Source organism: Bradyrhizobium sp. Mp19, assembly GCF_029952935.1.
Taxonomy (GTDB): domain Bacteria; phylum Pseudomonadota; class Alphaproteobacteria; order Rhizobiales; family Xanthobacteraceae; genus Bradyrhizobium; species Bradyrhizobium elkanii.
In genome coordinates, this window is the sequence record NZ_JASAUT010000028.1 from 24834 (window position 1) to 48639 (window position 23806).

A 23806-nucleotide genomic window follows, 5' to 3' on the forward strand; every position below is an offset into this window, starting at 1 on the left:
GACGCAAGGCACGGTGAAACCAATCCGCCCGTGGCACGAAACCATTTCCCGGAACTCACGAAACGATCCGGAAACAGATGGGGCCTACCAGTACCTGCCATAGACGGCGCACAGACGCCCGGAGGCGACCATGAACCACTCGATCCATTCAGCTGACCGCGCGACCCATCTCAAGATTGTGGTGGTTGCCCTTGTTGCGGCGATCGGGATTGCGGCGCTCGGCATCTCGGCCCGGAACAACGCGGATTTCACCCAGACTGCCCAGACGACGCAGGTCATCAAGGCCGGCAAGCCGGTCGCGATTACCTCCTCGGGCACCTCGACGGTCCGCTAAGACGCATTCAGGCTTCGGCAGACAAAACGGTCGCCCTCGGGCGGCCTTTTTTGTTGGTCCTCGAGCTCGGACCAGGATGGTGTGGCCTTTGCGAGCAAGTTCGGCTACGGCGATGCTGGACCACCGAGACCGGGGCGCGCGCGATCGACGTGTGCAAGGTCGCAACCCGGCTGAGCGCCGCGAATGACTGAGCCTTGCCTCGCCGGCGACAACATTGCGAAGCCGCAGGATGCTTCCCGTACCGACGGGTCGCGCCCTTTGCTCGGCCTCCCGGCATCGCTGCCGCTGGTGCTCGACCTCGACGGCACGCTGATCACGGGCGACCTGCTCTATCTGAGCTTCTTCTCGATCCTGCGCCGCAATCCGCTGATCGCCGTGTCATGCGCCGTTTGGCTGACGCGCGGCCGCGCGGCACTGAAGCGCCGGCTCGCACAGCGCCAGCGCATCGACTGGAGCCGGATCGAACTGCGCGAGGACGTCGTCGCATTGGCCGAGCGCGAGAACGCGGCCGGCCGCCGCATCGTGCTGGCAACCGCGGCCGACGCGCTGCTCGCACAGAAGCTGGCGTCGCGTCTGCCTTGGATCGACCAGGTGCTCGCCTCCGACGGCCAACATAATCTCAAGGGCGCCAACAAGGCCGACCTGTTGCTGAAGACATTTCCCGGGGGCTTCATCTACGCCGGCGACAGCGCCTCCGACCTCGCGGTCTGGGCCCACGCTGCCGGCATCATCACCGTCAATGCCCGCGATGCCGTGCGCGCCGTCGCGGCCGGGCTCGGCAGGCCGACGCTGCATCTGCAGGGCCGCGCGGCCGCAGCGAAGTCTTAATCGCGTCCTAACGCGGTCGCTCGATTGCAATCCGCTCCGCGACCCCAGTCTTAAAAGTTGTTCGGTTAAGGTCGGCGTCAACAGAGGCGCAGGCCACAATGAATTTGCAGCGGCAAGTAATTTCAACCGGCTTCAAGATCATCTGCACGGATTGCGGCAGTCTGGCGATCAAGGTCGCCGATCCGGCGCACGCATCCGGCGACACCATCATTGAATGCCGCCGCTGCAACGCGGTGCGCGGCACGGTGGCGGACCTGCACAACCTGGCGCGGCACGGCCGCGACCTGTTCGAATTCTAACCGCGGCCCCGCCGATGCTGTCAGACCCGAAGGCAACCGTGCAGAGCGACGTTCCCTTGGACACGGTCTGGTCGATCCTCGAGGCCGCCAACGAATTGGGCGATACCCACACGGTTGACGCCTGCCGCCGCGTGATCGACGCCAATCTGCGCGGCGATGCGCCGGGACAATCCGACCTCAACGCGGTCGCCGCATTCTTTGCCTGATCAAGACAACGTGTTGCCGTTCTGTGAATTCAATAAGGCGTCGCGGTGACGAATCGCCAAGCAGAAACATAACAACACAGACCGAGATATTGCTTTACTTGCTTCGTCCAGGGCCGACCGGCTAGCTGCCCGGCAGCATTTCGGATTCGGACGGACCGATGACATTGGCGCGCGATGACCTGGTTATCGGGGTCACGATCCCCGGGTTCTTCGTCCTCAGCGTCGTCTCGATGATCGCCTGCGGGCACGCATTCCCGGCGATGCATGTCTGGCGATCCGGCATCACCGCGCAGGCCGTCCTCGGCACCGCCATCATGGTCGCGTTCGTCCCGGCGTTCGTCGCGACACGGTTCAGCTTCGGTTATCTGGTGGGCTTCTCGCTGCTGTCAGCCGTGTTCGGCTTCGTCTGGCTCAGCTTCTTCAGCGCATTCGACTATCCGCACGCCATCGCCCGCTGGGCCATGATCGCCGCGCTGGCCGCCGCGATGATCCCTCTGATGCTGCAGAATATCCCGGTTTGGCGGCCCGATTTGTCCGAAACGGCCGTCAAGCGCATCGCGATTCTGCTGTTGGCGTCGTGCTTCTCCGTGCTGGTCGGCGACATCTCCTACGGGGCCAATCTTGGCAATCCCTATGGCGCAGCCCGCACCGCCGTCGTGCGGCCGGCGCTAATGAACTATCTCACCGGGATCATGATCGGCGCAGTCCTGCCCTATCTGTTCGCGCATTTCGCATCCCGCAGGCGATGGATTCCGGCGGCCGGTGTGCTGCTGCTTGCGCTTTGCTTCTATCCCGTCGTCAACAACAAGACCGTGCTGCTGCTGCCGATCTGGCTGCCGTTTCTGTTCTGGCTGTACGGCCGGTTCGACCCGCGGCTGGCCACGGTGCTCGCATTTCTGATCCCGATGCTCATCGGCCTTTCGGCTTTCGTCATTCTCGTCGCCGACAAGAACTACATCGTGTTCAGCGCCATCAATCTGCGCTTCGTCGCGATCCCGTCGCTCGCCCTCGATCAATACGCCGACTTCTTCGCGCACCGCGAGCTCACCCGGTTCTGCCAGATCACCGTCGTGCGATACATGACCGCCTGCCCGTACGGCGAGCTCGGCCCGACCCTCGGAGCGATCTATCAGGACGGCAATTTCAACGCGTCGTTCCTCGCCACCGAGGGCATCGCGTCGGTCGGTCTTGCGCTCGCCCCGCTGTCGGCGCTTGTCTGCGGCCTGATCCTGTCGGTGGGATCGATGGTCTCAAAGCACCTGTCGCCGCGCTTCATTGCGGTTTCGTCCGGCATCGCAGTTCAGGCGATCATGAACGTGCCGCTCACGACAGGCCTGCTGTCGAACGGCATAGCGCTGCTGTTCCTGCTGTGGTGGCTGACGCCCGAACAGCGGACGGCATTATCCGTCAGGCCCGAGCAGGCCGCTCAACCGGTCGGCGCCGTCGGCCTCGCGGCGTCCTGAGCTGTCGTGACAGTCGCCAAGTGCAGTGAACAGGGAGAGCAACCAACTCGTTACGGCACCGGCCCTGAGGGTCCGATGGTTCCGGGCCAAACACGCTGCTAAGTCATTGAAATGAATGGCGCGAGAGACGGGACTCGAACCCGCGGCCTCCGCCGTGACAGGGCGGCGCTCTAACCAACTGAGCTACTCCCGCGGATGCCGATCATCGGATTGATCCGCGCAGGACCGAGGGCATAAAGGCCCGCATCCGGTTAGTCAAGGACGTTGCGGATCCCTGCACAGCGTCGGCATTTTCGCGGCGCCGGCGCGAGTTGTCGCCTGTTTTCAGGGGAAACGGCGTAGTCAGCGAAGCCCCGAATCAAATAAGGCCTGATACGTCTGGGTTTCCTGTGGCCGGCCCGGCGCTGCCCGTTCCCGGAACCGGCGGTTTTCAGGACTTGTCCGGACGCACTTTCCCGACGCGAACGGCGCGCCATTCGCGTGAAAGCAGCAATCCAGCCATTCAGCAACGAGGAGGGCCAGACATGGCGAAGAAAGCAGCGACACCGGCGACGATCACGCTGAAGCATTTGGCGGCGGCCATCGCCGAAGAGCAGGAGCTGTCCAAGAAGCAGGCCGAGGCGATCCTGACCGACATGGTCACAAGGATCACCAAGCACCTCAAGAAGGGCGAGCGCATCAGGATCGTCGGCCTCGGCATCCTGCAGGTCCGCAAGCGCGCCGCCCGCATGGGCCGCAACCCGGCGACCGGCGAACAGATCCACATCAAGGCAAGCAAGAAGGTCGCCTTCCGCGCCGCCAAGGAGCTGAAGGAAGCCGTCTAGCGCCTTCTCTCTCCGTTAAGGCAAAGCGCCATTCCGGCTCGTGACGCGGCCCCGGAGTGGCGCTTTTCTGTTATTGTCCTTCGAAACTCGCCTTGACGGGGGTTTGCTCGCGCGAACCAACTTCGCCAAAGCGCATTGTTCCTTTTCCCTGTTTTTGCGCGGTTTTCATGCTGGCACCGGCTCTCGACTTCAAGCACACCGTCACCGAGCGCTTCCTGCGCTATGTCGTGATCGATACCCAGTCCGACCCGGATTCACCGACCTGCCCCTCCACCGAGAAGCAGAAGAATCTCGGGCGCCTGCTGGTCGCCGAGCTGCAGGCGATGGGAGTATCCGACGCGCATCTCGATCCGCACGGATACGTCTATGCGACGATCCCGGCCAATACCGACAAGACGGTGCCGGTGATCTGCTTCTGCTCGCACATGGATACCTCCCCCGACTGCACCGGCAAGAACGTCAGGCCGCAGGTCGTGAAGAACTACCGCGGCGGCGACATCGTGCTTCCCGCCGATGCCTCGCAGGTGATCCGCCCCGCCGAGCACGAAGCGCTGGCCGACCAGATCGGCAACGACATCATCACCACCGACGGCACCACCCTGCTCGGCGCCGACAACAAGGCGGGCCTTGCCGAGATCATGGATGCCGCGCATTTCCTGGTCACCAATCCGCAGATCAAGCACGGCACCATCAAGATCCTGTTCACGCCGGACGAGGAGATCGGCCGCGGCGTCGACAAGGTCGACATCAAGAAGCTGGGGGCCGATTTCGGCTACACCATGGATGGCGAGACCGCCGGCCATATCGAGGACGAGACTTTCTCGGCCGACGGCGCCAGCATCATCATCGAAGGCGTCGCGACCCATCCGGGATTCGCCAAGGGCAAAATGGAGCACGCGATCAAGATCGCCGCCGCGATCGTCGATCGCCTGCCCAAGGACACCTGCTCGCCCGAGACTACCGAGGGCAAGGAAGGCTTCCTGCATCCGGTCGCGATCTCGGGCGCGCTGGAGAACGCGCGGATCGACTTCATCGTACGCGATTTCACCGAGGCCGGCCTGAAGCAGAAGGAAGCGCTGCTGGAAGACATCGTGAACGATGTCATGAAAGGCTATCCTCGCTCGACCTACCGCATGGAGGTCAAGCAGCAGTACCGTAACATGAAGGATGTGATCGATCGCCACCCGCAGATCGTGGCCTATGCGATCGAGGCGATCGAGCGCGCCGGCCTCACGCCGGTGAAGACCTCGATCCGCGGCGGCACCGATGGCTCGCGGCTGTCCTTCATGGGACTGCCCTGCCCGAACATCTTCGCCGGCGAGCACGCGTTCCATTCGCGGCTCGAATGGGTCAGCCGGCAGGACATGGAGAAGGCCGTGCAGACCATCGTGCACCTGGCGATGATCTGGGAAGAGAAGGCCTGATCAGGCCCGCGCCGTCACGATCCAGATCGCGCCGGGCAGCAGCACCGCATCGCCCTTGACGAACGGCGCCAGCGCCTCGCGCATCGAGGCGATCGCCGTAGCGCGCACCTCATCTGGGTGCCCTTCCAGCGCGCGGCTGGCCGGCCCGATCTCAAGCGCGCCCTGGATCGCGGCATCGATGCCGCGCCCGGTCGCGACATCGAGCACAATCCGGCACGGCTCCATGGCAATGCCGGAGAACCCGGCTTCGCCCAGGATCCGCTTCACCCGCGCCTCGGAGGCGAACGCGAACGGGCCGGGATCCTCGGGCCCGAGCGGCGGCAGTTTCGGCACGTGCTTGTAGACGGCAGCAAGCGGCGTCATGAAGAACGGATTTTCGCGCGGCTCCTGCCAGCAGGCGAAGGCGAGACGGCCCGTCGGCTTCATGGCCTTGTGCAGATTGGCGAACGACACCACGGGATCGGCAAAGAACATCACGCCAAAGCGCGAGGCCAACAGATCAAAGCTCTCGCTGACAAACGGATAGACGGTCGCATCGGCCAGCGCGAACTCGACCGGCAAACCCTGCGGCGCGCTCTGCCGCGCCCGCGTCAGCATCGGCTCCGAGACATCGACGCCGAGCACGTGACCAGCGGGCGCGACCTTGGCCGCCAGCGCAAAGCTCGAGGCTCCGCTGCCACAGCCGACATCGACGACGCGTTCGCCGGCTTTCGGCGCGGCGCGATCGACCAGGAGGTCGAGCACCGGTTGCAGCACGATGTCCTGCGCGGCCTGCCGTGTGGCCCAGCGCTGACCGCCCGGCCCGTTCCAGTATGCGATCTGATCGGCGTTTTGCGGGTGGCCTGCGTTCATGCGATCCAAACCTTCTCAGGAAGCTTCTGTCGTCTCATGTTTGGGGAAAACCGCTTCGCACTTTTCCGGATCATGCCCTAGCAGCTCTCGCGCGTCGCGGCGCGCAGCATCGGCATCACCTGATAGGTGAATCCGGCATTGGCCTTGGTGACGGGATCGTTGGCGACGATCTCCTGCGGATCGGCGTCGTCAGGCAGTTGCAGCACGCCGAGGCCCCAGACGCCGGCGGGATCGGCGACCGGCCCGAACACCAGCGCCTTGCCGGCTTGCAGCAGTTCGCCGCAATAGGCGACGTGCGCCTGCATGATGGCGGCTTCCTGCGGCGTCATGTCCTGCGGAAAGGTCGGGCGCGGTCCGGTCAATTTGCAGACGTAGTATTTCATCGACCCGATCCGCGCTCGGAGATTATTTGGCGGCTGCGCTCGTGGGCTTGGCCGGCTTCGGCTTCGCGGCATTCGCCTTGGGCGCGCCCTGCCCGTCGCTGCGCGCAATGCCCCAGGGATCGGTCGGCTTCTGATCCGGCACACCGCTGAGCGCACGCTGATAGGCACGCTGCTGCCGCGCTTCGTTGGCCACATCGGCCGGCGACTTCTCGACCTCTTCGCGATAGCGCTGAACGTGATCCGACTGTGCGAATGCGGGTCCGGCAATCATCGTGAGAAGAAAAATCGCGGCGAGTTTGCGCATGCATCAAGTTCCCGGTTAGGCGGACAGAATAGCATCGCTGCAGCGTCGGCATCAAACCTGAGCGCGTGACTTTCGGCACCTTTCGCGCAATCGGCCATCGAACGACACTTGCCACGCCAGCGCGGAGCAAGCGCGGTCCCGGCCACCCCATCCACGCCACGGCCGGGATCGCGCCCTCTCCACGCGTTCACCGAGAGCCGTGCAATGGGCTTGCTCCGTAGGGCTCATCAACCAGAGGCCGCTTTGCAGCTCGTGAAACACCGCGCCACCGTCATCCTGCGCGAGCATGTGCAAGCGGAGGCCGAGCTGGTCGGACGAGCCGCGGTTCTCACCGATGGAACCGCAGGGACCATCGAGGGCGTGTTTCTGGACGAATCTCATGGGTTGCGCATCTCGATCAAGGGCCACATCGGGAAGTGGCCGATCGCGACCATCAGAATGCTTCAGCCATAGGCTGGATCCAGCGCCTTTACCTCAACGGGCAAGCGCCGATGCAATCTCCCAATCATCGGGAGAAGCATGCCCACTCGTCCGGACGGCTGGGCCGCTCGATAGGCTTCGTCTGAGGGTCGCGAATGGTGGGCGGTGAGAGGATCGAACTCCCGACCAATGGTGTGTAAAACCAGTGCTCTACCGCTGAGCTAACCGCCCTTGCCAGCGCGCCTCTTTAGCCTCGCCAGCCCTCAGGGCGCAAGGTCGCAAACGCCTCAATCTGTCAGCTCCAGTCCTTGGGTCGCGCTGGCAATTCCTTGAGATCATTGATCCATGGCGCGGTGGAGCGGCACCAGACCTGGCGTCGCGGGATCAATCGGTCGCGCTGGCGAATGCTGCCCCAGCGGATGCCCCAGTCGTCGGGCCCGCCGTCCTCGCCGCTCGTGAACAGCGGCGAACCGCAATCGCCGCAAAAATGCTGGAAGCGGATCCGGCCGTTGTCGCCCCGCTTGCTGTAGAGCTTCGGCGCACCTGCGGTCAGCCGCACCCGTTCGGCGCCACAGATCACCGTGACGCGGTAGGGCGAGCCGGTCAGCGCCTGGCAGTCTGTGCAATGGCAGATCGAGACCCGTTCGGGGTCGATCTCGGCCTGATAGATGATAGCCCCGCAATGGCATTGCCCGTCGATACGCATGTGGCGCGCTCCAATTCCGTCAAACAAAGCAGCCGCCGTGGGCGCGGTTCCATCGTCCAGGGCTCCGGCGCTCGGCCCGCTGCCTCCCTTGGCGGAGCAACGCCGGTATCCCGTACCCGCCTTGTTTGGGATACCAAATCGGGATACAAAAGCTGACCGAGATTCCGTGCCCGCCAAGGGGCGGCCAAGGGACGGCGCCATGTCGCAGATGCTTCAGATCCATGACCAGCTCCGGGAGATGATCCTGTCCCTCGACCTGGGCCCCGGCGAGCGGCTGACCGAGCGCTGGCTGGAGAGCCGGTTCGAGGGATCGCGCACGCCGATCCGTGCCGCGCTGGTCCGGCTCGAAGGCGAAGAGCTGGTGCGTCGCGACGGCCGCAACTGGATCGTCGCACCGATCGACCTCGGTGAGCTGGAGGCGCTGGCCGAGTTCCGGATTCCCCTGGAGACGACGGCCGTCCGCCTCGCCTGCGCGCGGGCGAGTGCGGCCGATATCGCCGGCGTCGAGGAAATGCTGGATGCCTGCCAGTCCGGCGCGCCGCGCGAGGAATGGCACCGGGTCGGCACCGATTTCCATGTCGAGATCGCGCGGCTCTCCGGCAATCCCTTCATCGTCAAGGCAATCGCCGGCGCCATGACCCGGCTGTCGCGGGCGCGCTGGCTGGAAGTGTGGACCGAGCCGTCGCGCGAGCAGGCCTGGCGCGAGCACCGGCGCATCCTCGGCTTCATCAAGGCCAACGATCCGGAGGCCGCCGCGCGCGAGGCCGCCGACCACATCACCGATACCCGCGATCGCCTGCTGCGTTCGCTCAACGAGGATCGCCGCGGCCTGCGCGCGCGCGGCTTCGCCGTGATCGGGCTGCGCTAACATGAACATCGAAGTCGATCGCGAAGCCCTGCTCGACGCGGGCCCCTGGAAACGCAATTTGATCGTCTGCGTGTTCGGCTCCTTCACGACAATCGTGGGGATGACGCTGCTGCTGCCGTTCCTGCCGCTCTATGTCGAGCAGCTCGGCGTGACCGATCACGCCGCGATCGTGCAATGGTCGGGCGTCGCCTATGGCGCAACCTTTTTCAGCGCGGCGCTGACGGCCCCCCTGTGGGGACGACTCGCCGATCGCTACGGCCGCAAGCTGATGCTGATCCGCGCCAGCCTCGGCATGGCGATCGCCATGTCGCTGATCGGCGTGGCGGACAATGTCTACGAGCTGGTCGGCCTGCGGCTGCTGACCGGCCTGCTCGGCGGCTACGCGTCGGGTTCGACCGTGCTGGTCGCGGCGCAGACGCCGAAAGCGAGGTCCGGCTGGGCAATCGGCGTGCTGTCGGCCGGCATCATGGCCGGCAGCCTGGTCGGTCCCTTGATCGGCGGCGTGCTGCCGGGGCTGATCGGCATCCGCGCGACCTTCTTCCTGATCGGCGGCGTCATCTTCTTCACCTTCCTCGGCACGACGTTCCTGATCCGAGAGGAAGCACGCCCGAAGACCGCGAAAGGCGGCAAGGCGCGTGGCGGCTGGTCGCTGGTCCCGGACAAGCGCCCTGTCGTCGCGATGTGGGGAACGGGCCTGCTGCTGATGGTCGCCAACATGTCGATCGAGCCGATCATCACGGTCTATGTCGCGCAGCTCGTCGAGACACCGCAGGTGACGTTCGTTGCCGGCCTCGTGATGTCGGCGGCGGCCTTCGGCAGCCTGTTGTCGTCCTCGCATCTCGGCAAGCTGGCCGATCGGGTCGGCCACTGGCGGATCATCACCATCTGCCTTGCTGTCTCGGCGCTGCTGTTGATCCCGCAGGCCTTCGTGGTCAGCGGCTGGCAGTTGATCCTGCTCCGCTTCCTGATGGGGCTCGCGCTCGGCGGCCTCCTGCCCTGCATCGCGAGCGTGATCCGGCACAACGTGCCCGATGCGGTCACCGGCAGCATGCTCGGCTATTCGATCTCGGCGCAATATGCCGGCCAGGTGATCGGCCCGCTCGCAGGCGGCTTCATCGGCGGCCATATCGGCATGCCCGCGGTGTTCCTCGGCACCAGCGTGCTGATGGCACTCGGCGCGATCGGCAATTTCATCGTCGAGAGGAAAGACTAGTTCCGGCGCCGGCGTACCCACGTCGGCAACTCGATCGTTCCGTACCGCAACGACGAAAAAGCCCGTCGGGGTGTCGGAACGCGCGCCATTCGTTCGTCCTTTTGCCTGTGAAGCCAGCAAATGGAGATACCCAATGGCCGACCTGACGCTGACCACCTTCGATTGGGTTCCGGAGATGCCGCGGGGATTTGTGCGCGACCTCCGGGTGCGCTGGGCATTGGAAGAGGCGCGCTTGCCGTATCGCGTTGCGAGCGTGCCATTTCGCGATCGGAGCGCCGAGCACTTCGCGCACCAGCCGTTCGGCCAGGTGCCGTGGCTGACCGACGGCGACATCTCGATCTTCGAGAGCGGCGCGATCCTGCTGCATCTCGGCGAGCGCAGCGACGCGCTGCTGCCGACCGATCCGCGCCAACGCAACGAGGCTTTGAAATGGCTGTTCGCAGCGCTCAACTCGGTCGAGATGGCGAGCCTGCCCTGGTCGCTCCTGGTATTCTCGGGCGAGAGCGGCGGCACGTCGGCATGGACACGCTTCGACGGCTTCCTGCAATCCCGGCTCAGGCACATGGAGCCGGTGCTGACGGGCCGCAAATGGCTGGCCGGGCCGTTCTCCGTCGCCGACGTTCTCATGGCGGATGTGCTGCGCCTGGTCGACCGCTTCGACGGACTGGCGGAATATCCCGCGTGTCGCGACTACGTCGCGCGCGCCACGGCCCGGCCGGCTTTCGCAAAAGCGCATGCCGATCAGATGGCGCACTTTGCCGCCGCGGACAGAGCCGCAGCCTTCCCGACCTGATCGCGAACAGCGAAAGCAAAAACGGCGCCCTAAGGCGCCGTTTTCTTATGTCGATCTGAGCTCGCTTCAGTGCGCCGTCAGGCCGCCGGACGCTTCATCGGAAGCATCGGGCTTAACGTCGACCTTGCTGGTCTCCTCTTCCCAGACGATCGGCGCCGGCACGCGGGTCAGCGCCTTGGCGACGACCTCATCCAGCCGCGAGACCGGAATGATGTCCATGCCGCCCTTGATCGCATCGGAAATCTCCGTGAGATCCTTGGCGTTGTCCTCCGGGATCAGCACCGTCTTGATGCCACCGCGCGCGGCAGCCAGAAGCTTCTCCTTCAGACCGCCGATCGGCAGCACGCGACCACGCAGCGTGATCTCGCCGGTCATCGCGACATCGTGGCGAACCGGGATGCCGGTCATGACCGAGATGATCGCGGTGGCCATCGCCACACCGGCGGACGGACCGTCCTTCGGCGTCGCGCCCTCCGGCACGTGAACGTGGATGTCGCGGCGGTCGAACATCGGCGGTTCGATGCCGTAGACGATCGCACGCGAGCGGACGTAAGACGCCGCCGCCGAAATCGACTCCTTCATCACGTCGCGCAGATTGCCCGTGACGGTCATCTTGCCCTTGCCGGGCATCATGACGCCTTCAATGGTCAACAGCTCGCCGCCGACATCGGTCCACGCCAGACCGGTGACGATACCGACCTGATCCTCGTCGTCGATCTCGCCGAAGCGATACTTCGGAACGCCGAGGAACTCTTCGATATTCGCCTCGGTGACCTTCACCGACTTCTTCTTGGAGATCATCAGCTCCTTCACCGCCTTGCGGGCGAGTGTGGAGAGCTCACGCTCCAGGTTACGCACGCCCGCTTCGCGGGTGTAGCGGCGGATCATCAAGAGCAAGGCCGCGTCGTCGATCGACCATTCCTTGGAGTCCAGACCGTGCTTGGAGAGCGCGCTCGGGATCAGATGCTTGCGCGCGATTTCGACCTTCTCGTTCTCCGTGTAGCCGGCGATCCGGATGATCTCCATGCGGTCCATCAGCGGGCCGGGAATATTCAGCGTATTCGCGGTCGTGATGAACATCACGTTGGACAGGTCGTAGTCGACCTCCAGGTAGTGGTCGTTGAAGGTCGAGTTCTGCTCGGGGTCCAGGACCTCAAGCAGCGCCGACGACGGATCGCCGCGGAAATCGGCGCCCATCTTGTCGATCTCGTCCAGCAGGAACAGCGGGTTCGAGGTCTTCGCCTTGCGCATCGACTGGATGATCTTGCCGGGCATCGAGCCGATATAGGTGCGGCGGTGACCGCGGATCTCGGCCTCGTCACGCACGCCGCCGAGCGACACGCGCACGAATTCGCGCCCCGTCGCCTTCGCGATCGACTTGCCAAGCGAGGTCTTACCGACGCCGGGAGGCCCGACCAGGCACAGGATCGGTCCGGTCAGCTTGTTGGCGCGCGACTGCACCGCGAGATACTCGACGATACGGTCCTTGACCTTCTCAAGCCCGTAGTGATCGGAGTCCAGCACCGCCTGCGCGGCCTCGAGGTCCTTCTTGACCTTGGACTTCTTGCCCCACGGGATCGACAGCAGCCAATCCAGATAGTTGCGCACGACGGTCGCTTCCGCGGACATCGGCGACATCTGGCGCAGCTTCTTCAGCTCGTGCTGGGCCTTCTCGCGTGCTTCCTTGGACAGCTTGGTCTTGGAGATCTTCTCCTCCAGATCGGCCAGTTCGTCGCGACCTTCGTCGTCACCGAGCTCCTTCTGGATCGCCTTCATCTGCTCGTTCAGGTAATACTCGCGCTGGGTCTTCTCCATCTGGCGCTTGACGCGCGAGCGGATGCGCTTCTCGACCTGCAACACCGAGATCTCGCTTTCCATCAGGCCCAGCACCTTCTCCAGGCGCTGCGTGACGGACAACGTCTCCAGGATCGCTTGCCGATCGGCAATCTTGACCGCGAGATGCGAAGCAACGGTATCGCCGAGCTTGGCGAAATCGGTGATCGCCTGAACCACGCCGACGACTTCGGCGGAGATCTTCTTGTTCAGCTTCACATAGCTTTCGAAGTCGGACACGACCGACCGCGCCAGCGCCTCGGCTTCGACCGAGTTGGCGTCCGTGTCGGCGAGTGCGACCGCGGTCGCCTCGTAATATTCGCTGCGGTCGGAATACTTCTCGACGCGCGCGCGCTCGAGACCCTCGACCAGCACCTTCACGGTGCCGTCGGGCAGTTTCAGGAGCTGCAGGACGCTGGCGAGCGTACCGGTCTCGTAAATTGAATCGGGTGCCGGATCGTCATCGGACGCGTTCTTCTGCGTCGCGAGCATGATCAGCGCGTCGTTCTTCATCACCTCTTCGAGCGCGCGGATCGATTTCTCGCGGCCGACGAACAGCGGCACGATCATGTGCGGGAAGACGACGATGTCGCGGAGCGGCAGCACCGGATAGGAGTGGCTTTCGCCGTGGACGATCGTTGGCCGGGGTTTTGAGGTCGTCATGGCCTAATCCTTTTGTTGTGCCCCCTTGCACGCAGTCCGCCTGCTTGCGCAACCGCCACAAGGTGCCTTGGTGATCCGGAATGAGAGTGCCGTCAGCAGCCGCTTATTCCGCATCGTGAAGCGACGAATCTCAACGCATGAGATCCCTCACCGATAGCATTAGGTGGCTATCAGGCGGGGGGGTGTCAAGTCTCAGAAGTGTCGGGAAATATAGGCTAAACAGGCATTTGCTGCTACGCCGCAAGGGCGCTGCTGCTGCGCCACCGCGGCCGCCGGAGCGTCCGGCAGCCGTGCATTTTTGGCGGGTCGAGACGAGCGCCGTTTAGGCGCTCGCGCTGCTCTCGACGGCGCGGTCGGAACGATCCGCGTAGATGTAGAGCGGACGCGCCGTTCCCTCGACGACCTCGCGCGAGATGACGACTTCCTCGACGCCTTCCAGGCCCGGGAGATCGAACATGGTTTCGAGCAGGATGCTCTCCAGGATCGACCGCAGGCCGCGCGCGCCGGTCTTGCGCTCGATCGCCTTGCGGGCGACCGCGCCAAGCGCCTCGTCGGCGAAGGTCAGCTCGATGTTCTCCATCTCGAACAGCCGCTGGTACTGCTTCACCAGCGCGTTCTTCGGATCGGTCAGGATCTTCTTCAGCGAGGCCTCGTCGAGGTCCTCCAGCGTCGCAACGACGGGCAGACGGCCGACGAATTCCGGGATCAAGCCGTACTTCAGCAGGTCTTCCGGCTCGACGTGACGGAAGATCTCGCCGGTGCGGCGGTCCTCCGGTGCAAGCACCTGCGCCGCGAAGCCGATCGAGGTCGAGCGGCCGCGCGCGGAGATGATCTTCTCCAGACCCGAGAACGCACCGCCGCAGATGAACAGGATGTTGGTGGTATCCACCTGCAGGAATTCCTGCTGCGGATGCTTGCGGCCGCCCTGCGGCGGGACCGAGGCCACCGTGCCTTCCATGATCTTCAGCAGCGCCTGCTGGACGCCCTCGCCCGACACATCGCGGGTGATCGAGGGATTGTCCGACTTGCGGCTGATCTTGTCGATTTCGTCGATATAGACGATGCCGCGCTGCGCACGCTCGACGTTGTAGTCGGCGGCCTGCAGCAGCTTCAGGATGATGTTCTCGACGTCCTCGCCGACATAGCCGGCTTCGGTCAGCGTCGTCGCGTCAGCCATGGTGAAGGGCACGTCGAGGATGCGGGCCAGCGTCTGCGCGAGCAGCGTCTTGCCCGAACCGGTCGGACCGATCAGCAGGATGTTCGACTTCGCCAGCTCGACGTCGTTGTGCTTGGTCTGATGGTTGAGCCGCTTGTAGTGGTTGTGGACGGCGACCGACAGCACCTTCTTGGCATGGCTCTGGCCGATCACGTAGTCGTCCAGGACCTTGCAGATTTCCTTCGGCGTCGGGATGCCGTCGCGCGACTTCACCAGCGAGGACTTGTTCTCCTCGCGAATGATGTCCATGCAGAGTTCGACACACTCGTCGCAAATGAAGACAGTCGGTCCGGCAATCAGCTTGCGAACTTCATGCTGGCTCTTGCCGCAGAACGAGCAATATAGCGTGTTCTTGGCGTCGCTCGTGCCGACCTTACTCATTCATTATCTCCGTCCGCCGTTCGATCTTGTTTGCCAGATCGACCCAATCCGGCACAAAACCGGGGTCTTGGGTAGATAGAGCAAATTCCGTACCAAAAAAGACCCTACGCAATACTGACCGTGTGGATCACGGTTTATTCGAATCTCCGCGATCATAGCCGATGCATCACAGCCAACCATGCTGGCACCCGACTATCAAGAATTCGCTAATCGGATGGCCGGCTCAAGACCGTGACAATACCGTGATTTTCAACGATCGCACGTGGAATACGCGTCGAAATCCACGGAACGTTGCGGGATTACCACGTCAGTATATGAGCACGAAAGCGGAACTTTCCGCCTGTGCGCATGCACCCGCCCGCGGGTCCACCGCCCTGCTTTTGCCGGTTATGTGAGGCGTCAATGTGGAGATCACACCGACGCCTCGAGATGCCTGCCCAGATCAGGCCGCCTTCGCGGCGGCCGGATCGTCCGGACGCTTGTCGATGACCTTGTCGACGAGGCCGAACGCCTTGGCGTCCTCGGCGGTGAGGAACTTGTCGCGCTCGAGCGCGTCCTCGATCGCCTTGTAGGTCTGGCCGGTATGCTTCACGTAGATCTCGTTGAGGCGCTTCTTGAGATTCAGGATCTCCTGCGCGTGCAGCATGATGTCGGTGGCCTGGCCCTGGAAGCCGCCGGAGGGCTGGTGCACCATGATGCGGGAATTCGGCAGCGTGAAGCGCATGTCCTTCTCGCCGGCGGCCAGCAGCAGCGAGCCCATCGAGGCGGCCTGCCCCGTGCACAGCGTCGATACCGGCGGACGGATGAACTGCATCGTGTCGTAGATCGCAAGGCCCGACGTCACCACGCCACCCGGCGAGTTGATGTACATCGAGATTTCCTTCTTCGGATTCTCGGCCTCGAGGAACAGCAGCTGCGCGACGATCAGCGTCGACATGCCGTCTTCCACCGGACCGGTGACGAAGATGATGCGCTCCTTCAAAAGGCGCGAGAAAATGTCGTAGGCGCGTTCGCCGCGATTGGTCTGCTCGACGACCATCGGCACGAGGTTCATGTAGGTTTCAACGGGATCGCGCATGAAAGAACCCAAGGGTTAGGGGTGATGCAGAACTTTGCTCAAGACTACTTGGCTCAAGACTACTGCCTCAAGGCTTAACCCAGATATGGGCCAATTTCCGGCCGACAAGACCGTCAACTCGCCGCACTAGCCACCTGGGCAGGTCGCAGAAGTTCAAGCCGATTCGCGTCGGTGCGCCTAGCGACGGGACCCGTCGCGAGGCGCGCTTTCGCGGTTCATCATTAACGCGAGGTGCCGGAATTAGGCGGCAGTTTTCTCGGCGTCTTCATCCTTGAACAGCTCCTCCTTGGTGACCTTCTTCTCGGTCACATTGGCGAGCTCCAGGACGAAGTCGACGACCTTGTCCTCGTAGATCGGGGCGCGGAGCTGGGCCAGCGCCTGGGCGTTGCTGCGGTAGTAGTCCCAGACCTCCTTCTCACGGCCGGGCATCTGGCGCGCACGCTCGATCACGGCGCGCGACACCTCGTCGTCGGTCACGGTGATCTTGTTCTTCTCGCCGATCTCCGACAGCACGAGGCCGAGGCGGACGCGGCGGTCGGCGATCTTGTGGTACTCCTCCTTTGCCGCTTCCTCGGTGGTGTTCTCGTCGGCGAAAGTCTTGCCGGACGAGTCCATCTCGGCCTTGATCGAGTTCCACATCAGGTTGAACTCTTCGCCGACAAGCGACGGCGGCGCCTCGAATTTGTGGCTCTCGTCGAGCCGGTCGAGCAGCGCGCGCTTGACCTTCTGGCGGGTGGCGCCGGCGAATTCGGCCGTCAGGCGCTCGCGGGCGGCTTCCTTCAGCTTGTCGAGCGACTCAAGGCCCAGCGTCTTGGCGAACTCGTCGTCGATCGTGGTCTCACCGGGCGCCTCGATCAGCGTTGCCGTGGTCTCGAACTCGGCCGGCTGGCCGGCGAGCTTCTCGTTCAGATAGTTCTTCGGGAACGAGACCTTCAGGGTGCGGGTCTCGTTGGTGCCGATGCCGATCAGCTGCTCCTCGAAGCCCGGGATGAACTGGCCGGCGCCGATCACGACCTGGATGCCCTCGCCGGTGCCGCCCTCGAAGGCCTCACCGTTGATGGTGCCCTTGAAGCTGATGGTGACGCGGTCGCCCTTCTCCGCCGCGCCCTCGGCCTTGGCATTGTACGGGCGGCTGCCTTCGGCGATCCGCTTGATGGCATCGTCGACGTCGGCGTCGGAGACGTCGACCACCGGCTTCTCGACCGAGAACGACTTGAAATCGGCGAGCTGGATCGGCGGCACGACCTCGATCGCGACGGTGTAGGTCAGGTCGGTCTTGCCCGACAGCAATTCCTCGACCTGGTCCTTCTCGGTCGGCATCGTGATCTTCGGCTCGCCGGCGAGGCGGAAGCCGCGATCTTCGAAGATCTGCCGGTTGGTGTCGCTGATGGTCTGGTCGATGGTCTCGGCCATCACCGAGCGGCCGTAGATCTTCTTCAGATGCGCCACCGGCACCTTGCCGGGACGGAAGCCGTTGAGACGGACCTTGTCCTTGAGGTCGACCAGCTTGGCGTCCGCCTTGGCATCGAGATCGGATGCCGGGACGCTGATCTTGAATTCGTGCTTCAATCCCTCGTTGAGGGTCTCGGTGACCTGCATGGTATCAATCTTCTTCCGCTTTTGCCGCGGCCCGAGCGGCCGTGGCAGTGTTCAATCTGTTCGACGATGGGCCTTGCGGCCTAACGTCTGTGGGTTCGGCGAACCCTCACCCCATCGGGGCCAAAGGTTCTCCAAGAATTCGTCATGCAAACGCTGTAAGCGCTTGGTGCGGGCGGAGGGACTCGAACCCCCACAACTTTCGTCACTGGAACCTAAATCCAGCGCGTCTACCAGTTCCGCCACGCCCGCGCGAAAAGCATCCCAGTCCGGCCGCGATGCCGCGGGCGGCCGGGCTTATAACATGCGCCCACCGGTTCGCAGCAAAAAAATGGCCGCTGTTGAGCCCGCCCTGCGACCGATCGCGACTGGACAGGTACTCTTGAAAATGGTCCGCATCGGCCGGATGGCAAGTCCTCCCGCAACTCCCGAATTTTCACTCACCCGGCGCAACCTGATCGCCGCCCTCGGCGCCGCGGCGCTTTGCCCCGCTCTGCCGGCCACCGGCGCGGCGCAGGGCCGGACCGCGGTCGCGCTCCAGGCCAGACCCGACCGCATCTCGCTTCGTCCGGGCGACGGACCGGGTCCTGGCCGACCGGGTCCTAGCGGACCGGAGACACCGGTCTGGTCACTCGGCAGTGGCGAGCTCCGCTTCAAGCGCGGCGAGGTCCTCGACGTGACCTTCGGCAATGACCTGCCGGTCGCGGCCGCGCTGGATTGCCGCGGGCTCGACGGCGTCGCGGCCGCGGAGCCACTGGCCTCCCGGGCGCTGCTTGGCGCCGGGGCCAAGGATAGCTTCCAGCTGCCGCTTCGGCACGCCGGCACCTTCCTGTGCGAGCCGCTGCTCGGTGATGGCGGCACGGCACCGGCACGGCCGCGGCCGCTGATCGTGACCGGCACTTCGCCGGTCGCAGTCGATCGCGACGAGGTCCTGCTGATCGAGGAGTGGCGCCTGCAGCCGGACGGAAGCGCAATTCCGGCCGGCAACGATCCAAAAGATTCGACGCAGATTCATACAATTAACGGCAAAACCTCATACGATATCTCGGCACCGGCCAATGCCCGCCTCAGACTCCGCTTTATCAACGGCAGCCAACGCAGCGTACTGGCGGTCAAGCTGGAGAACCTCGACGTCCGGGTGATGGCCATTGACGGCCAGCCGGCCGAACCGTTTCCGGCCCGCAACGGTGCGCTGGTCCTCGCTCCCGGCAGCCGCACCGATGTCTTCGTCGATGCGGCCGGACCGGCCGGAACCAGCTTTCCGATCCTGCTGCACGACGGCAAGCAGGCCCGCCCGGTCGGCAGGCTGGCCGTCTCGAACGACCCGCCAGTCCGCCCGGCGCCGTTCCCGCCGGCACCGCCGCTGCCCGGCAACGACATGCCCGCCCAGCTCGATCTCAAGAGCGCCGCCAGGTTCGAGCTAACCCTCGGCACGCCAACGGAATGGTTCCGTCCGGCGGACTTCAAGCCGTCAACCGCGCCGGCCTTTCAGGCCAAGGCCGGCCGGCCGGTCGTGCTGGCGCTGACCAACCGCGGCCCGATCGCCAGCGTGTTTCATCTGCACGGCCATCACTTCCGTCTGCTCGACCGGCTCGACGACGGCTGGAAGCCGTTCTGGCTCGACACGCTCGCGATTGAGCCGGGCCAGACCCAGCGCATCGCCTTCCTCGCTGAATATCCCGGCCGCTATTTGATCGAGCAGGTCGCGACCGACTGGGCCGGGCCGCGGCTGGTCCGATGGTACAGTGTCCAATAACAAAAAGAGGAAACGTCCATGAGCCAGACAGTTGCAGCGATCCGCGGAGTTCGGGCGCGAAGCGCCGTGGTGCCGCTCAAGCGCCCTGTGAAGAATGCCTTCGGCGTGATCGATTCCGGCCCGCTGGTTCTGATCGATGTCGAGACTGATCAGGGCGTTACCGGTCGCACCTACATCTTCGCCTACAGCAAGCTCACGCTTAAACCTCTTGCCTATCTGATCGGGGAGATCGGCCGCGAGCTCATCGGCAAGCCGGTCGCCCCGTTCGACCTCATGAAGGCGATGGACGCCAAGTTTCGCCTGCTCGGCTGGCAGGGCCTGGTCGGCATGGCGGTATCCGGACTCGACATGGCCTATTGGGATGTGCTCGGCCAGCTCGCCGGCCGGCCGCTGGTCGAACTGCTTGGCGGCTCGGCCAAGCCGATCAAGGCCTATGACAGCTACGGCGTGGTCGATCCCGTCGCCGATGAGCGCGCGCTGCGCCGCTCGCTCGACCAGGGCTTTCGCGGCATCAAGATCAAGGGCGGCGACGGTGATGCCGCCAATGACGAGCGCGTCGTGAAGGGCGTGCGCGCCCTGCTCGGCCCCGACATCGCGCTGATGATCGACTTCAACCAGTCGCTCGATCCGGCGGAGGCGACCCGGCGCATCGCCCGCCTTGCGCCCTACGATTTGCACTGGATCGAGGAGCCGGTGCCGCAGGAGAGCCTGTCCGGCCACGCCAAAGTCCGCGAGACCTCGCCGACACCGATCCAGGCCGGTGAGAACTGGTGGTTTCCGCGCGGCTTTGCCGAAGCGATCGCGGCCGGCGCATCCGACTTCATCATGCCCGACGTGATGAAGGTCGGCGGCGTCACCGGCTGGATGCAAGTCGCGGGACAAGCCGACGCCGCGTCGATCCCGATGTCGAGCCATCTGTTCGCGGAGGTCAGCGCGCATCTGCTCGCGGTGACACCGACCGCGCACTGGCTCGAATTCCTCGACTTCGCCGGCTCCATCCTCACAAGGCCCGCCGAAATCGTCGACGGCGCGGTGACCGCCCGCGGTCCCGGGCTCGGGATCGAATGGAACGAGCCGGCGGTCGCGAAGTATCTCGTGACCTAGCGGCGATCCTGGCTGGTGAGCGCGCGCTTCACCTTTGCGACGCATTCATGTAGGTCGATCCGAAATCGGAGCGCCCAATGTCGACCAATAGCAAGCTGACGCTCAAATTCCGTTGCCCGACGGAGCTCGACGGACTGATACCGGCCCCCATACCGGCGGCGCAGGGCGTTCCCGACTGGCTCAAGGCCATGCCGGCGACGGCCTTCTCTTCGATCAACCTGCACGACGAGGACACCATCAAGCGCTGCCCGCCGTTCGTGGATGCGATGACCTGCGGATTCTTGCTACCGCTGGTTTGCGATCTCAAGGTCGAGGACGGCGAAATCACATGGGACCAGGATTTGCCGCCGGGAGGCACGCCGGAATTCCCACGCTCACCGATCGGCTTCCACGACCCGGGTCAGGTCACCGGTACCCCGTTGTTTGAAGAGGGCCGCTTCTTTCTCAAATTCCACAACTTGTGGACCGTCGAAGCCCCGGAAGGCTACGCGATCTACTTCACCCATCCCGTCAACCGCTTCGATCTGCCATTCACCACACTCAGCGGCCTGGTCAATTCCGACCTCTATGCCGACAATTGGGTGCACTTTCCGGCGTACTGGCACGACAGGAATTTCAGAGGCGTCCTGCCCAAGGGGACTCCGATCGCGCAATGCATTCCCGTCAAGCGAGACGACTGGACCGCGCAGGCATCGCCGTTCACCGCGGAAGACGCCAAGCGGGTCGGCGAACTCCGCACCGAGCTCAAACGGCAGCCGAACCTCTACCGGAGAAACTTCAGGGCGTAAGGCAAGGCGGAATGTCGTCCGCCGCGCTCAATCTCACTCCCCGCCGAGGAACTTCGCAGCGGCGCTCTGGGAGAAGAAGAAGCGGCCGTGAGATCCCGAGGCCATGACGAATGCCGCGCGTCCAAATAGCTGGGGCTGACCGCGCATCACCGAGCGCAGCGCTGCCTCGGCAGCATCGCGCTCACCCTGCTCGAAAAGGCAAGTGGCGAGGTGGGCGCGGGTCGAGCGATCATCCGGGTATTGCGCGAGCACGCGGCGGAACGCATCCGCGGCTGCGGCGTAGTCGCCACGAAGGATCAGGACCCGCCCGAGTTGGTTGAGAACGTCGGGGCGGCCCGGCGCAGCATCACGTGCCGCCGTCAGGACGCTTGCAGCCCGCGCGATGTCATTGGTCTCTTGCAACAGGCGCCCGAGATCAAGCTTCAGGTCGACGCTCTCAGGGGCCAGCGCGAGACCGGCCTCGATCGTGCTGATCGCCTCGTCGTGTTGACCGGCCTTGGCAAGCTGCCCGGCGAGTTCCTGAAAGGACGGAAAATATGGCGGGCGGCGTGCCGCCGTGCGCCGAAGCTGTGCGATACCGTCGGTGACGCGGCCCGCGCCGCACAGCAGCGCGCCGAGCAAAGTCTCGACCTCTCCATCGTCGCCGCGACGCGCAACGCGCTCCAGCGCTGCGATCGCCTCGCCTCCCCGGTTCTGCCCCATCAGGGCATGCGCCAGAAGAAGCGCGGCGTGTCTGTCCGTGCGGTTTGATTTCAGGATGCCCGTCGCAATCTGCTCGGCTTGAGCAAACTGCTGCGCCCGCAACGCCAAGGCGCCTTGTTGCAGCGCCTGAGCGAGGAAATTGTTCTGCCTGCCACTCACGAGCGAGATTCACGGTGCCGAGGAATTATCCTGCGCGTTTAGCCCGCATCTTTCGACACGTCCACCAAAAGTATCGTGGGACAGACGAGGCCCGGATGTCCGCATGCGTTGATCACGCGGACATCGCGCGCTTCGTCCCGCTACTCCCCGCCGGCGGCGATCCCGCCGGGGCTAGGTTGCAGCTTGCCGCGCACCTCCGCGGATGACGCTTCGCCGTCCATCGCCTCCGGCCGCAACGCTTCCAGCGGACGCTTGCGGGTCTCGATGCCGAGCACCGCGACCGCGATCGCCTGCACCACGAGGAGCCCGGCCACCACAGAGACAACGCCGGTGACGCCGAACCTCGTGAACAGCTCGACCACGATGAACGGCGTCACGATCGACATCAGGCGACCGGCGGTGTTGCAGATGCCGGATCCGCGCATCCTGAGCTCGGTCGGGAACAGTTCGGGGATGTAGAGCCCCCAGGCCAGCGCCAGCATCACCGCCACCGTGAAGACCAGGAGGAAGCCGATCACGACGAAAGCGACGGGGTTGATGAACATCGGATAGATCAGCCCGAGCCCGGCCGCCGCGAGCGACAGCACGATCAGGGACGGCTTGCGGTCGATCTTCTCGCCGATCCACATGCCCGACAGCGTGCCGAGCGGGCTGCCGAGCGTCATCAGCATGGTGTAACCGAGCGATGACGACAGGTTGATGCCCTGCTTGACAAAGAAGGTCGGGATCCAGGCGATGAAGCCGTAGACCGCGGTGTTGAGCCCGATCAGGATCAGGCAGCCGACGATGGTCCGCGCGATCAACGCGCGCGAGAACAGGCGCGTGAAGCGAACGTCCGGCTGCACCGGGGCCGGCTGATAGGCCGGAGTCGGCAGGGTCCTGCCCTTGCCGACCTCTTGCTCGATCGCCGCCAGCACCGCCTCCGCCTCGGCGCTCTTGCCCTGCGTCTCGAGCCAGCGCGGCGATTCCGGCAGCGAGCGCCGCAGGAACCAGACGATCATCGCGCCGACGCCGCACAGCGCGAACATCCAGCGCCAGCCGAGATGCGGAATAACGACCCAGCCGACCAGCGTCGCGACGAACAGCGCACCATTGGTGCAGGTCGCGAGCGCCGCGCCCCAGCGGCCGCGCTGCTGCGGCGGGATGAATTCGCTGAGCACGACATAGCCGACGACGATCTCGGCGCCGAGTCCAAGGCCCATCACGAAGCGGGCCCCGATCAGCCAGTTCATCGACGGCGCAAGCGTTGCCGCCAGCGCGCTGAGGCCGAAGATCAGGAGATTGGCCTGGTAGGCGAACTTGCGGCCGAAGCGGTCGCCGGCGACGCCGGCCAGCCAGGCGCCGATCAGCATCCCGACAAAGGTCGCCGAGATGAAGCGCGCATTCTGGGCGAGGTCCGAATAGCCGGACTGAACCAGTGCGCCGAGAATGCTGCCGGCGAGGAAGATCTCGAAGCCGTCGACGAACAGTCCGGCTCCGATCAGCGCGAATATCCGGTAGTGAAATCCGGCGATCGGCAATCTATCGAGCCGGCCCCCCGCGTTAACGCCCTTGGTCACTTCAGCCTCCCTGATTTTGATTTTGTTCTGATCGTTGTCTGCGCCGATTTTTGT

The 23806-nt window shown here is 64.4% G+C and carries 24 protein-coding genes and 3 tRNA genes; 14 read left to right on the top strand and 13 right to left on the bottom strand.

The genetic code is table 11. The annotated features are described in order from the left end of the window. Positions 1-130: 130 nt before the first annotated feature. The 5 genes from QJT82_RS26830 (at position 131) to QJT82_RS26850 (ending at position 3130) form a co-directional block, all read left to right on the top strand. On the top strand, positions 131-334 hold the full coding sequence (locus tag QJT82_RS26830) for a hypothetical protein (protein ID WP_016847743.1): 204 nt from the start codon (positions 131-133) through the stop codon (positions 332-334). Positions 335-517: 183 nt separating this feature from the next. Beyond that, positions 518-1162, top strand: a complete 645-nt coding sequence (locus tag QJT82_RS26835) for a haloacid dehalogenase-like hydrolase (RefSeq protein WP_028340139.1) — start codon at positions 518-520, stop codon at positions 1160-1162. A gap of 98 nt (positions 1163-1260) precedes the next feature. Continuing rightward, positions 1261-1461: a hypothetical protein gene (locus tag QJT82_RS26840; protein ID WP_028340140.1), complete on the top strand. Its 201-nt coding sequence runs from the start codon at positions 1261-1263 to the stop codon at positions 1459-1461. A 14-nt stretch (positions 1462-1475) separates the two neighbouring features. After that, a complete protein-coding gene (locus QJT82_RS26845; protein WP_028340141.1) occupies positions 1476-1667 on the top strand; it encodes a hypothetical protein in 192 nt (63 codons plus the stop codon). A gap of 158 nt (positions 1668-1825) precedes the next feature. Continuing rightward, the gene (locus QJT82_RS26850) at positions 1826-3130 is read left to right on the top strand and encodes a hypothetical protein (RefSeq protein ID WP_028340142.1); all 1305 of its coding nucleotides are present in this window, start codon (positions 1826-1828) and stop codon (positions 3128-3130) included. 116 nt (positions 3131-3246) lie between these two features. Here QJT82_RS26850 and QJT82_RS26855 read toward each other — a convergent pair. Then, positions 3247-3323, bottom strand: a tRNA-Asp gene (locus tag QJT82_RS26855). Between the two features lie 307 nt (positions 3324-3630). On the opposite strand from QJT82_RS26855, the gene QJT82_RS26860 reads away from it, so the two are divergent. Next, entirely contained in the window at positions 3631-3954 is a 324-nt protein-coding gene (locus QJT82_RS26860) for an HU family DNA-binding protein (RefSeq protein WP_259171327.1), read from the top strand. 167 nt (positions 3955-4121) lie between these two features. Then, entirely contained in the window at positions 4122-5378 is a 1257-nt protein-coding gene (gene pepT / locus QJT82_RS26865) for a peptidase T (protein WP_028340143.1), read from the top strand. On the opposite strand, the gene QJT82_RS26870 is transcribed toward pepT, so the two are convergent. The 3 genes from QJT82_RS26870 to QJT82_RS26880 all read right to left on the bottom strand — a co-directional run bounded on the left by QJT82_RS26870 (position 5379) and on the right by QJT82_RS26880 (position 6917). Beyond that, positions 5379-6230, bottom strand: a complete 852-nt coding sequence (locus QJT82_RS26870) for a class I SAM-dependent methyltransferase (protein ID WP_028340144.1) — start codon at positions 6228-6230, stop codon at positions 5379-5381. 77 nt (positions 6231-6307) lie between these two features. Then, on the bottom strand, positions 6308-6613 hold the full coding sequence (locus QJT82_RS26875) for a YciI family protein (protein WP_028340145.1): 306 nt from the start codon (positions 6611-6613) through the stop codon (positions 6308-6310). Positions 6614-6635: 22 nt separating this feature from the next. Beyond that, positions 6636-6917, bottom strand: coding sequence for a hypothetical protein (locus QJT82_RS26880; protein WP_028340146.1), 282 nt, complete (start codon positions 6915-6917; stop codon positions 6636-6638). 243 nt (positions 6918-7160) lie between these two features. Here QJT82_RS26880 and QJT82_RS26885 point away from each other — a divergent pair, with 243 nt between their 5' ends. Further along, complete coding sequence (locus tag QJT82_RS26885; protein WP_028340147.1) at positions 7161-7370, top strand: hypothetical protein; 210 nt, start codon at positions 7161-7163, stop codon at positions 7368-7370. 123 nt (positions 7371-7493) lie between these two features. Here QJT82_RS26885 and QJT82_RS26890 read toward each other — a convergent pair. After that, positions 7494-7568 (bottom strand) — tRNA-Val (locus tag QJT82_RS26890). A gap of 64 nt (positions 7569-7632) precedes the next feature. Beyond that, positions 7633-8043: a GFA family protein gene (locus QJT82_RS26895; RefSeq protein WP_028340148.1), complete on the bottom strand. Its 411-nt coding sequence runs from the start codon at positions 8041-8043 to the stop codon at positions 7633-7635. A 199-nt stretch (positions 8044-8242) separates the two neighbouring features. Between QJT82_RS26895 and QJT82_RS26900 the strand changes: the two genes are divergently transcribed. The 3 genes from QJT82_RS26900 (at position 8243) to QJT82_RS26910 (ending at position 10917) form a co-directional block, all read left to right on the top strand. Further along, positions 8243-8911 (top strand): GntR family transcriptional regulator, encoded by a 669-nt coding sequence (locus tag QJT82_RS26900; protein WP_028340149.1) that lies wholly within the window; start codon positions 8243-8245, stop codon positions 8909-8911. A gap of 1 nt (position 8912) precedes the next feature. Continuing rightward, the gene (locus QJT82_RS26905) at positions 8913-10124 is read left to right on the top strand and encodes an MFS transporter (protein WP_028340150.1); all 1212 of its coding nucleotides are present in this window, start codon (positions 8913-8915) and stop codon (positions 10122-10124) included. 133 nt (positions 10125-10257) lie between these two features. Beyond that, on the top strand, positions 10258-10917 hold the full coding sequence (locus QJT82_RS26910) for a glutathione S-transferase family protein (RefSeq protein WP_028340151.1): 660 nt from the start codon (positions 10258-10260) through the stop codon (positions 10915-10917). Positions 10918-10983: 66 nt separating this feature from the next. Here QJT82_RS26910 and lon read toward each other — a convergent pair whose 3' ends face one another. From lon to QJT82_RS26935, 5 genes are all read right to left on the bottom strand, one after another. Next, positions 10984-13413 carry an endopeptidase La gene (lon, locus tag QJT82_RS26915; protein ID WP_028340152.1) on the bottom strand — a complete coding sequence of 810 codons (2430 nt, stop codon included), beginning with the start codon at positions 13411-13413 and terminating at the stop codon, positions 10984-10986. Between the two features lie 322 nt (positions 13414-13735). Beyond that, positions 13736-15010 carry an ATP-dependent Clp protease ATP-binding subunit ClpX gene (clpX, locus tag QJT82_RS26920; protein ID WP_024583449.1) on the bottom strand — a complete coding sequence of 425 codons (1275 nt, stop codon included), beginning with the start codon at positions 15008-15010 and terminating at the stop codon, positions 13736-13738. Positions 15011-15452: 442 nt separating this feature from the next. After that, a complete protein-coding gene (locus tag QJT82_RS26925; RefSeq protein ID WP_016847729.1) occupies positions 15453-16088 on the bottom strand; it encodes an ATP-dependent Clp protease proteolytic subunit in 636 nt (211 codons plus the stop codon). Between the two features lie 240 nt (positions 16089-16328). After that, positions 16329-17687: a trigger factor gene (gene tig / locus QJT82_RS26930; RefSeq protein ID WP_028340153.1), complete on the bottom strand. Its 1359-nt coding sequence runs from the start codon at positions 17685-17687 to the stop codon at positions 16329-16331. Positions 17688-17851: 164 nt separating this feature from the next. Beyond that, positions 17852-17936: transfer RNA gene (locus tag QJT82_RS26935), tRNA-Leu, on the bottom strand. 136 nt (positions 17937-18072) lie between these two features. Here QJT82_RS26935 and QJT82_RS26940 point away from each other — a divergent pair. The 3 genes from QJT82_RS26940 to QJT82_RS26950 all read left to right on the top strand — a co-directional run bounded on the left by QJT82_RS26940 (position 18073) and on the right by QJT82_RS26950 (position 21332). Next, complete coding sequence (locus QJT82_RS26940; RefSeq protein ID WP_051447816.1) at positions 18073-19440, top strand: multicopper oxidase domain-containing protein; 1368 nt, start codon at positions 18073-18075, stop codon at positions 19438-19440. 18 nt (positions 19441-19458) lie between these two features. After that, on the top strand, positions 19459-20544 hold the full coding sequence (locus tag QJT82_RS26945; protein WP_028340155.1) for an enolase C-terminal domain-like protein: 1086 nt from the start codon (positions 19459-19461) through the stop codon (positions 20542-20544). A 77-nt stretch (positions 20545-20621) separates the two neighbouring features. Next, positions 20622-21332 carry a hypothetical protein gene (locus tag QJT82_RS26950; RefSeq protein ID WP_016847725.1) on the top strand — a complete coding sequence of 237 codons (711 nt, stop codon included), beginning with the start codon at positions 20622-20624 and terminating at the stop codon, positions 21330-21332. A 33-nt stretch (positions 21333-21365) separates the two neighbouring features. Here QJT82_RS26950 and QJT82_RS26955 read toward each other — a convergent pair whose 3' ends face one another. Both QJT82_RS26955 and QJT82_RS26960 read right to left on the bottom strand, forming a co-directional pair. Beyond that, on the bottom strand, positions 21366-22193 hold the full coding sequence (locus tag QJT82_RS26955; protein WP_338132174.1) for a tetratricopeptide repeat protein: 828 nt from the start codon (positions 22191-22193) through the stop codon (positions 21366-21368). A 140-nt stretch (positions 22194-22333) separates the two neighbouring features. Then, positions 22334-23752, bottom strand: a complete 1419-nt coding sequence (locus QJT82_RS26960) for an MFS transporter (protein ID WP_028340157.1) — start codon at positions 23750-23752, stop codon at positions 22334-22336. Positions 23753-23806 lie beyond the last annotated feature (54 nt).

Coding starts and splice junctions, on each gene's coding strand:
- QJT82_RS26895 (WP_028340148.1), bottom strand. CDS start 8,043: ATGCGTATCGACGGGCAATGCCATTGCGGGGCTATCATCTATCAGGCC.
- QJT82_RS26840 (WP_028340140.1), top strand. CDS start 1,261: ATGAATTTGCAGCGGCAAGTAATTTCAACCGGCTTCAAGATCATCTGC.
- clpX (WP_024583449.1), bottom strand. CDS start 15,010: ATGAGTAAGGTCGGCACGAGCGACGCCAAGAACACGCTATATTGCTCG.
- QJT82_RS26870 (WP_028340144.1), bottom strand. CDS start 6,230: ATGAACGCAGGCCACCCGCAAAACGCCGATCAGATCGCATACTGGAAC.
- lon (WP_028340152.1), bottom strand. CDS start 13,413: ATGACGACCTCAAAACCCCGGCCAACGATCGTCCACGGCGAAAGCCAC.
- QJT82_RS26845 (WP_028340141.1), top strand. CDS start 1,476: ATGCTGTCAGACCCGAAGGCAACCGTGCAGAGCGACGTTCCCTTGGAC.
- tig (WP_028340153.1), bottom strand. CDS start 17,687: ATGCAGGTCACCGAGACCCTCAACGAGGGATTGAAGCACGAATTCAAG.
- QJT82_RS26850 (WP_028340142.1), top strand. CDS start 1,826: ATGACATTGGCGCGCGATGACCTGGTTATCGGGGTCACGATCCCCGGG.
- QJT82_RS26900 (WP_028340149.1), top strand. CDS start 8,243: ATGTCGCAGATGCTTCAGATCCATGACCAGCTCCGGGAGATGATCCTG.
- QJT82_RS26910 (WP_028340151.1), top strand. CDS start 10,258: ATGGCCGACCTGACGCTGACCACCTTCGATTGGGTTCCGGAGATGCCG.
- QJT82_RS26940 (WP_051447816.1), top strand. CDS start 18,073: ATGGTCCGCATCGGCCGGATGGCAAGTCCTCCCGCAACTCCCGAATTT.
- QJT82_RS26880 (WP_028340146.1), bottom strand. CDS start 6,917: ATGCGCAAACTCGCCGCGATTTTTCTTCTCACGATGATTGCCGGACCC.
- pepT (WP_028340143.1), top strand. CDS start 4,122: ATGCTGGCACCGGCTCTCGACTTCAAGCACACCGTCACCGAGCGCTTC.
- QJT82_RS26925 (WP_016847729.1), bottom strand. CDS start 16,088: ATGCGCGATCCCGTTGAAACCTACATGAACCTCGTGCCGATGGTCGTC.
- QJT82_RS26950 (WP_016847725.1), top strand. CDS start 20,622: ATGTCGACCAATAGCAAGCTGACGCTCAAATTCCGTTGCCCGACGGAG.
- QJT82_RS26905 (WP_028340150.1), top strand. CDS start 8,913: ATGAACATCGAAGTCGATCGCGAAGCCCTGCTCGACGCGGGCCCCTGG.
- QJT82_RS26875 (WP_028340145.1), bottom strand. CDS start 6,613: ATGAAATACTACGTCTGCAAATTGACCGGACCGCGCCCGACCTTTCCG.
- QJT82_RS26945 (WP_028340155.1), top strand. CDS start 19,459: ATGAGCCAGACAGTTGCAGCGATCCGCGGAGTTCGGGCGCGAAGCGCC.
- QJT82_RS26830 (WP_016847743.1), top strand. CDS start 131: ATGAACCACTCGATCCATTCAGCTGACCGCGCGACCCATCTCAAGATT.
- QJT82_RS26835 (WP_028340139.1), top strand. CDS start 518: ATGACTGAGCCTTGCCTCGCCGGCGACAACATTGCGAAGCCGCAGGAT.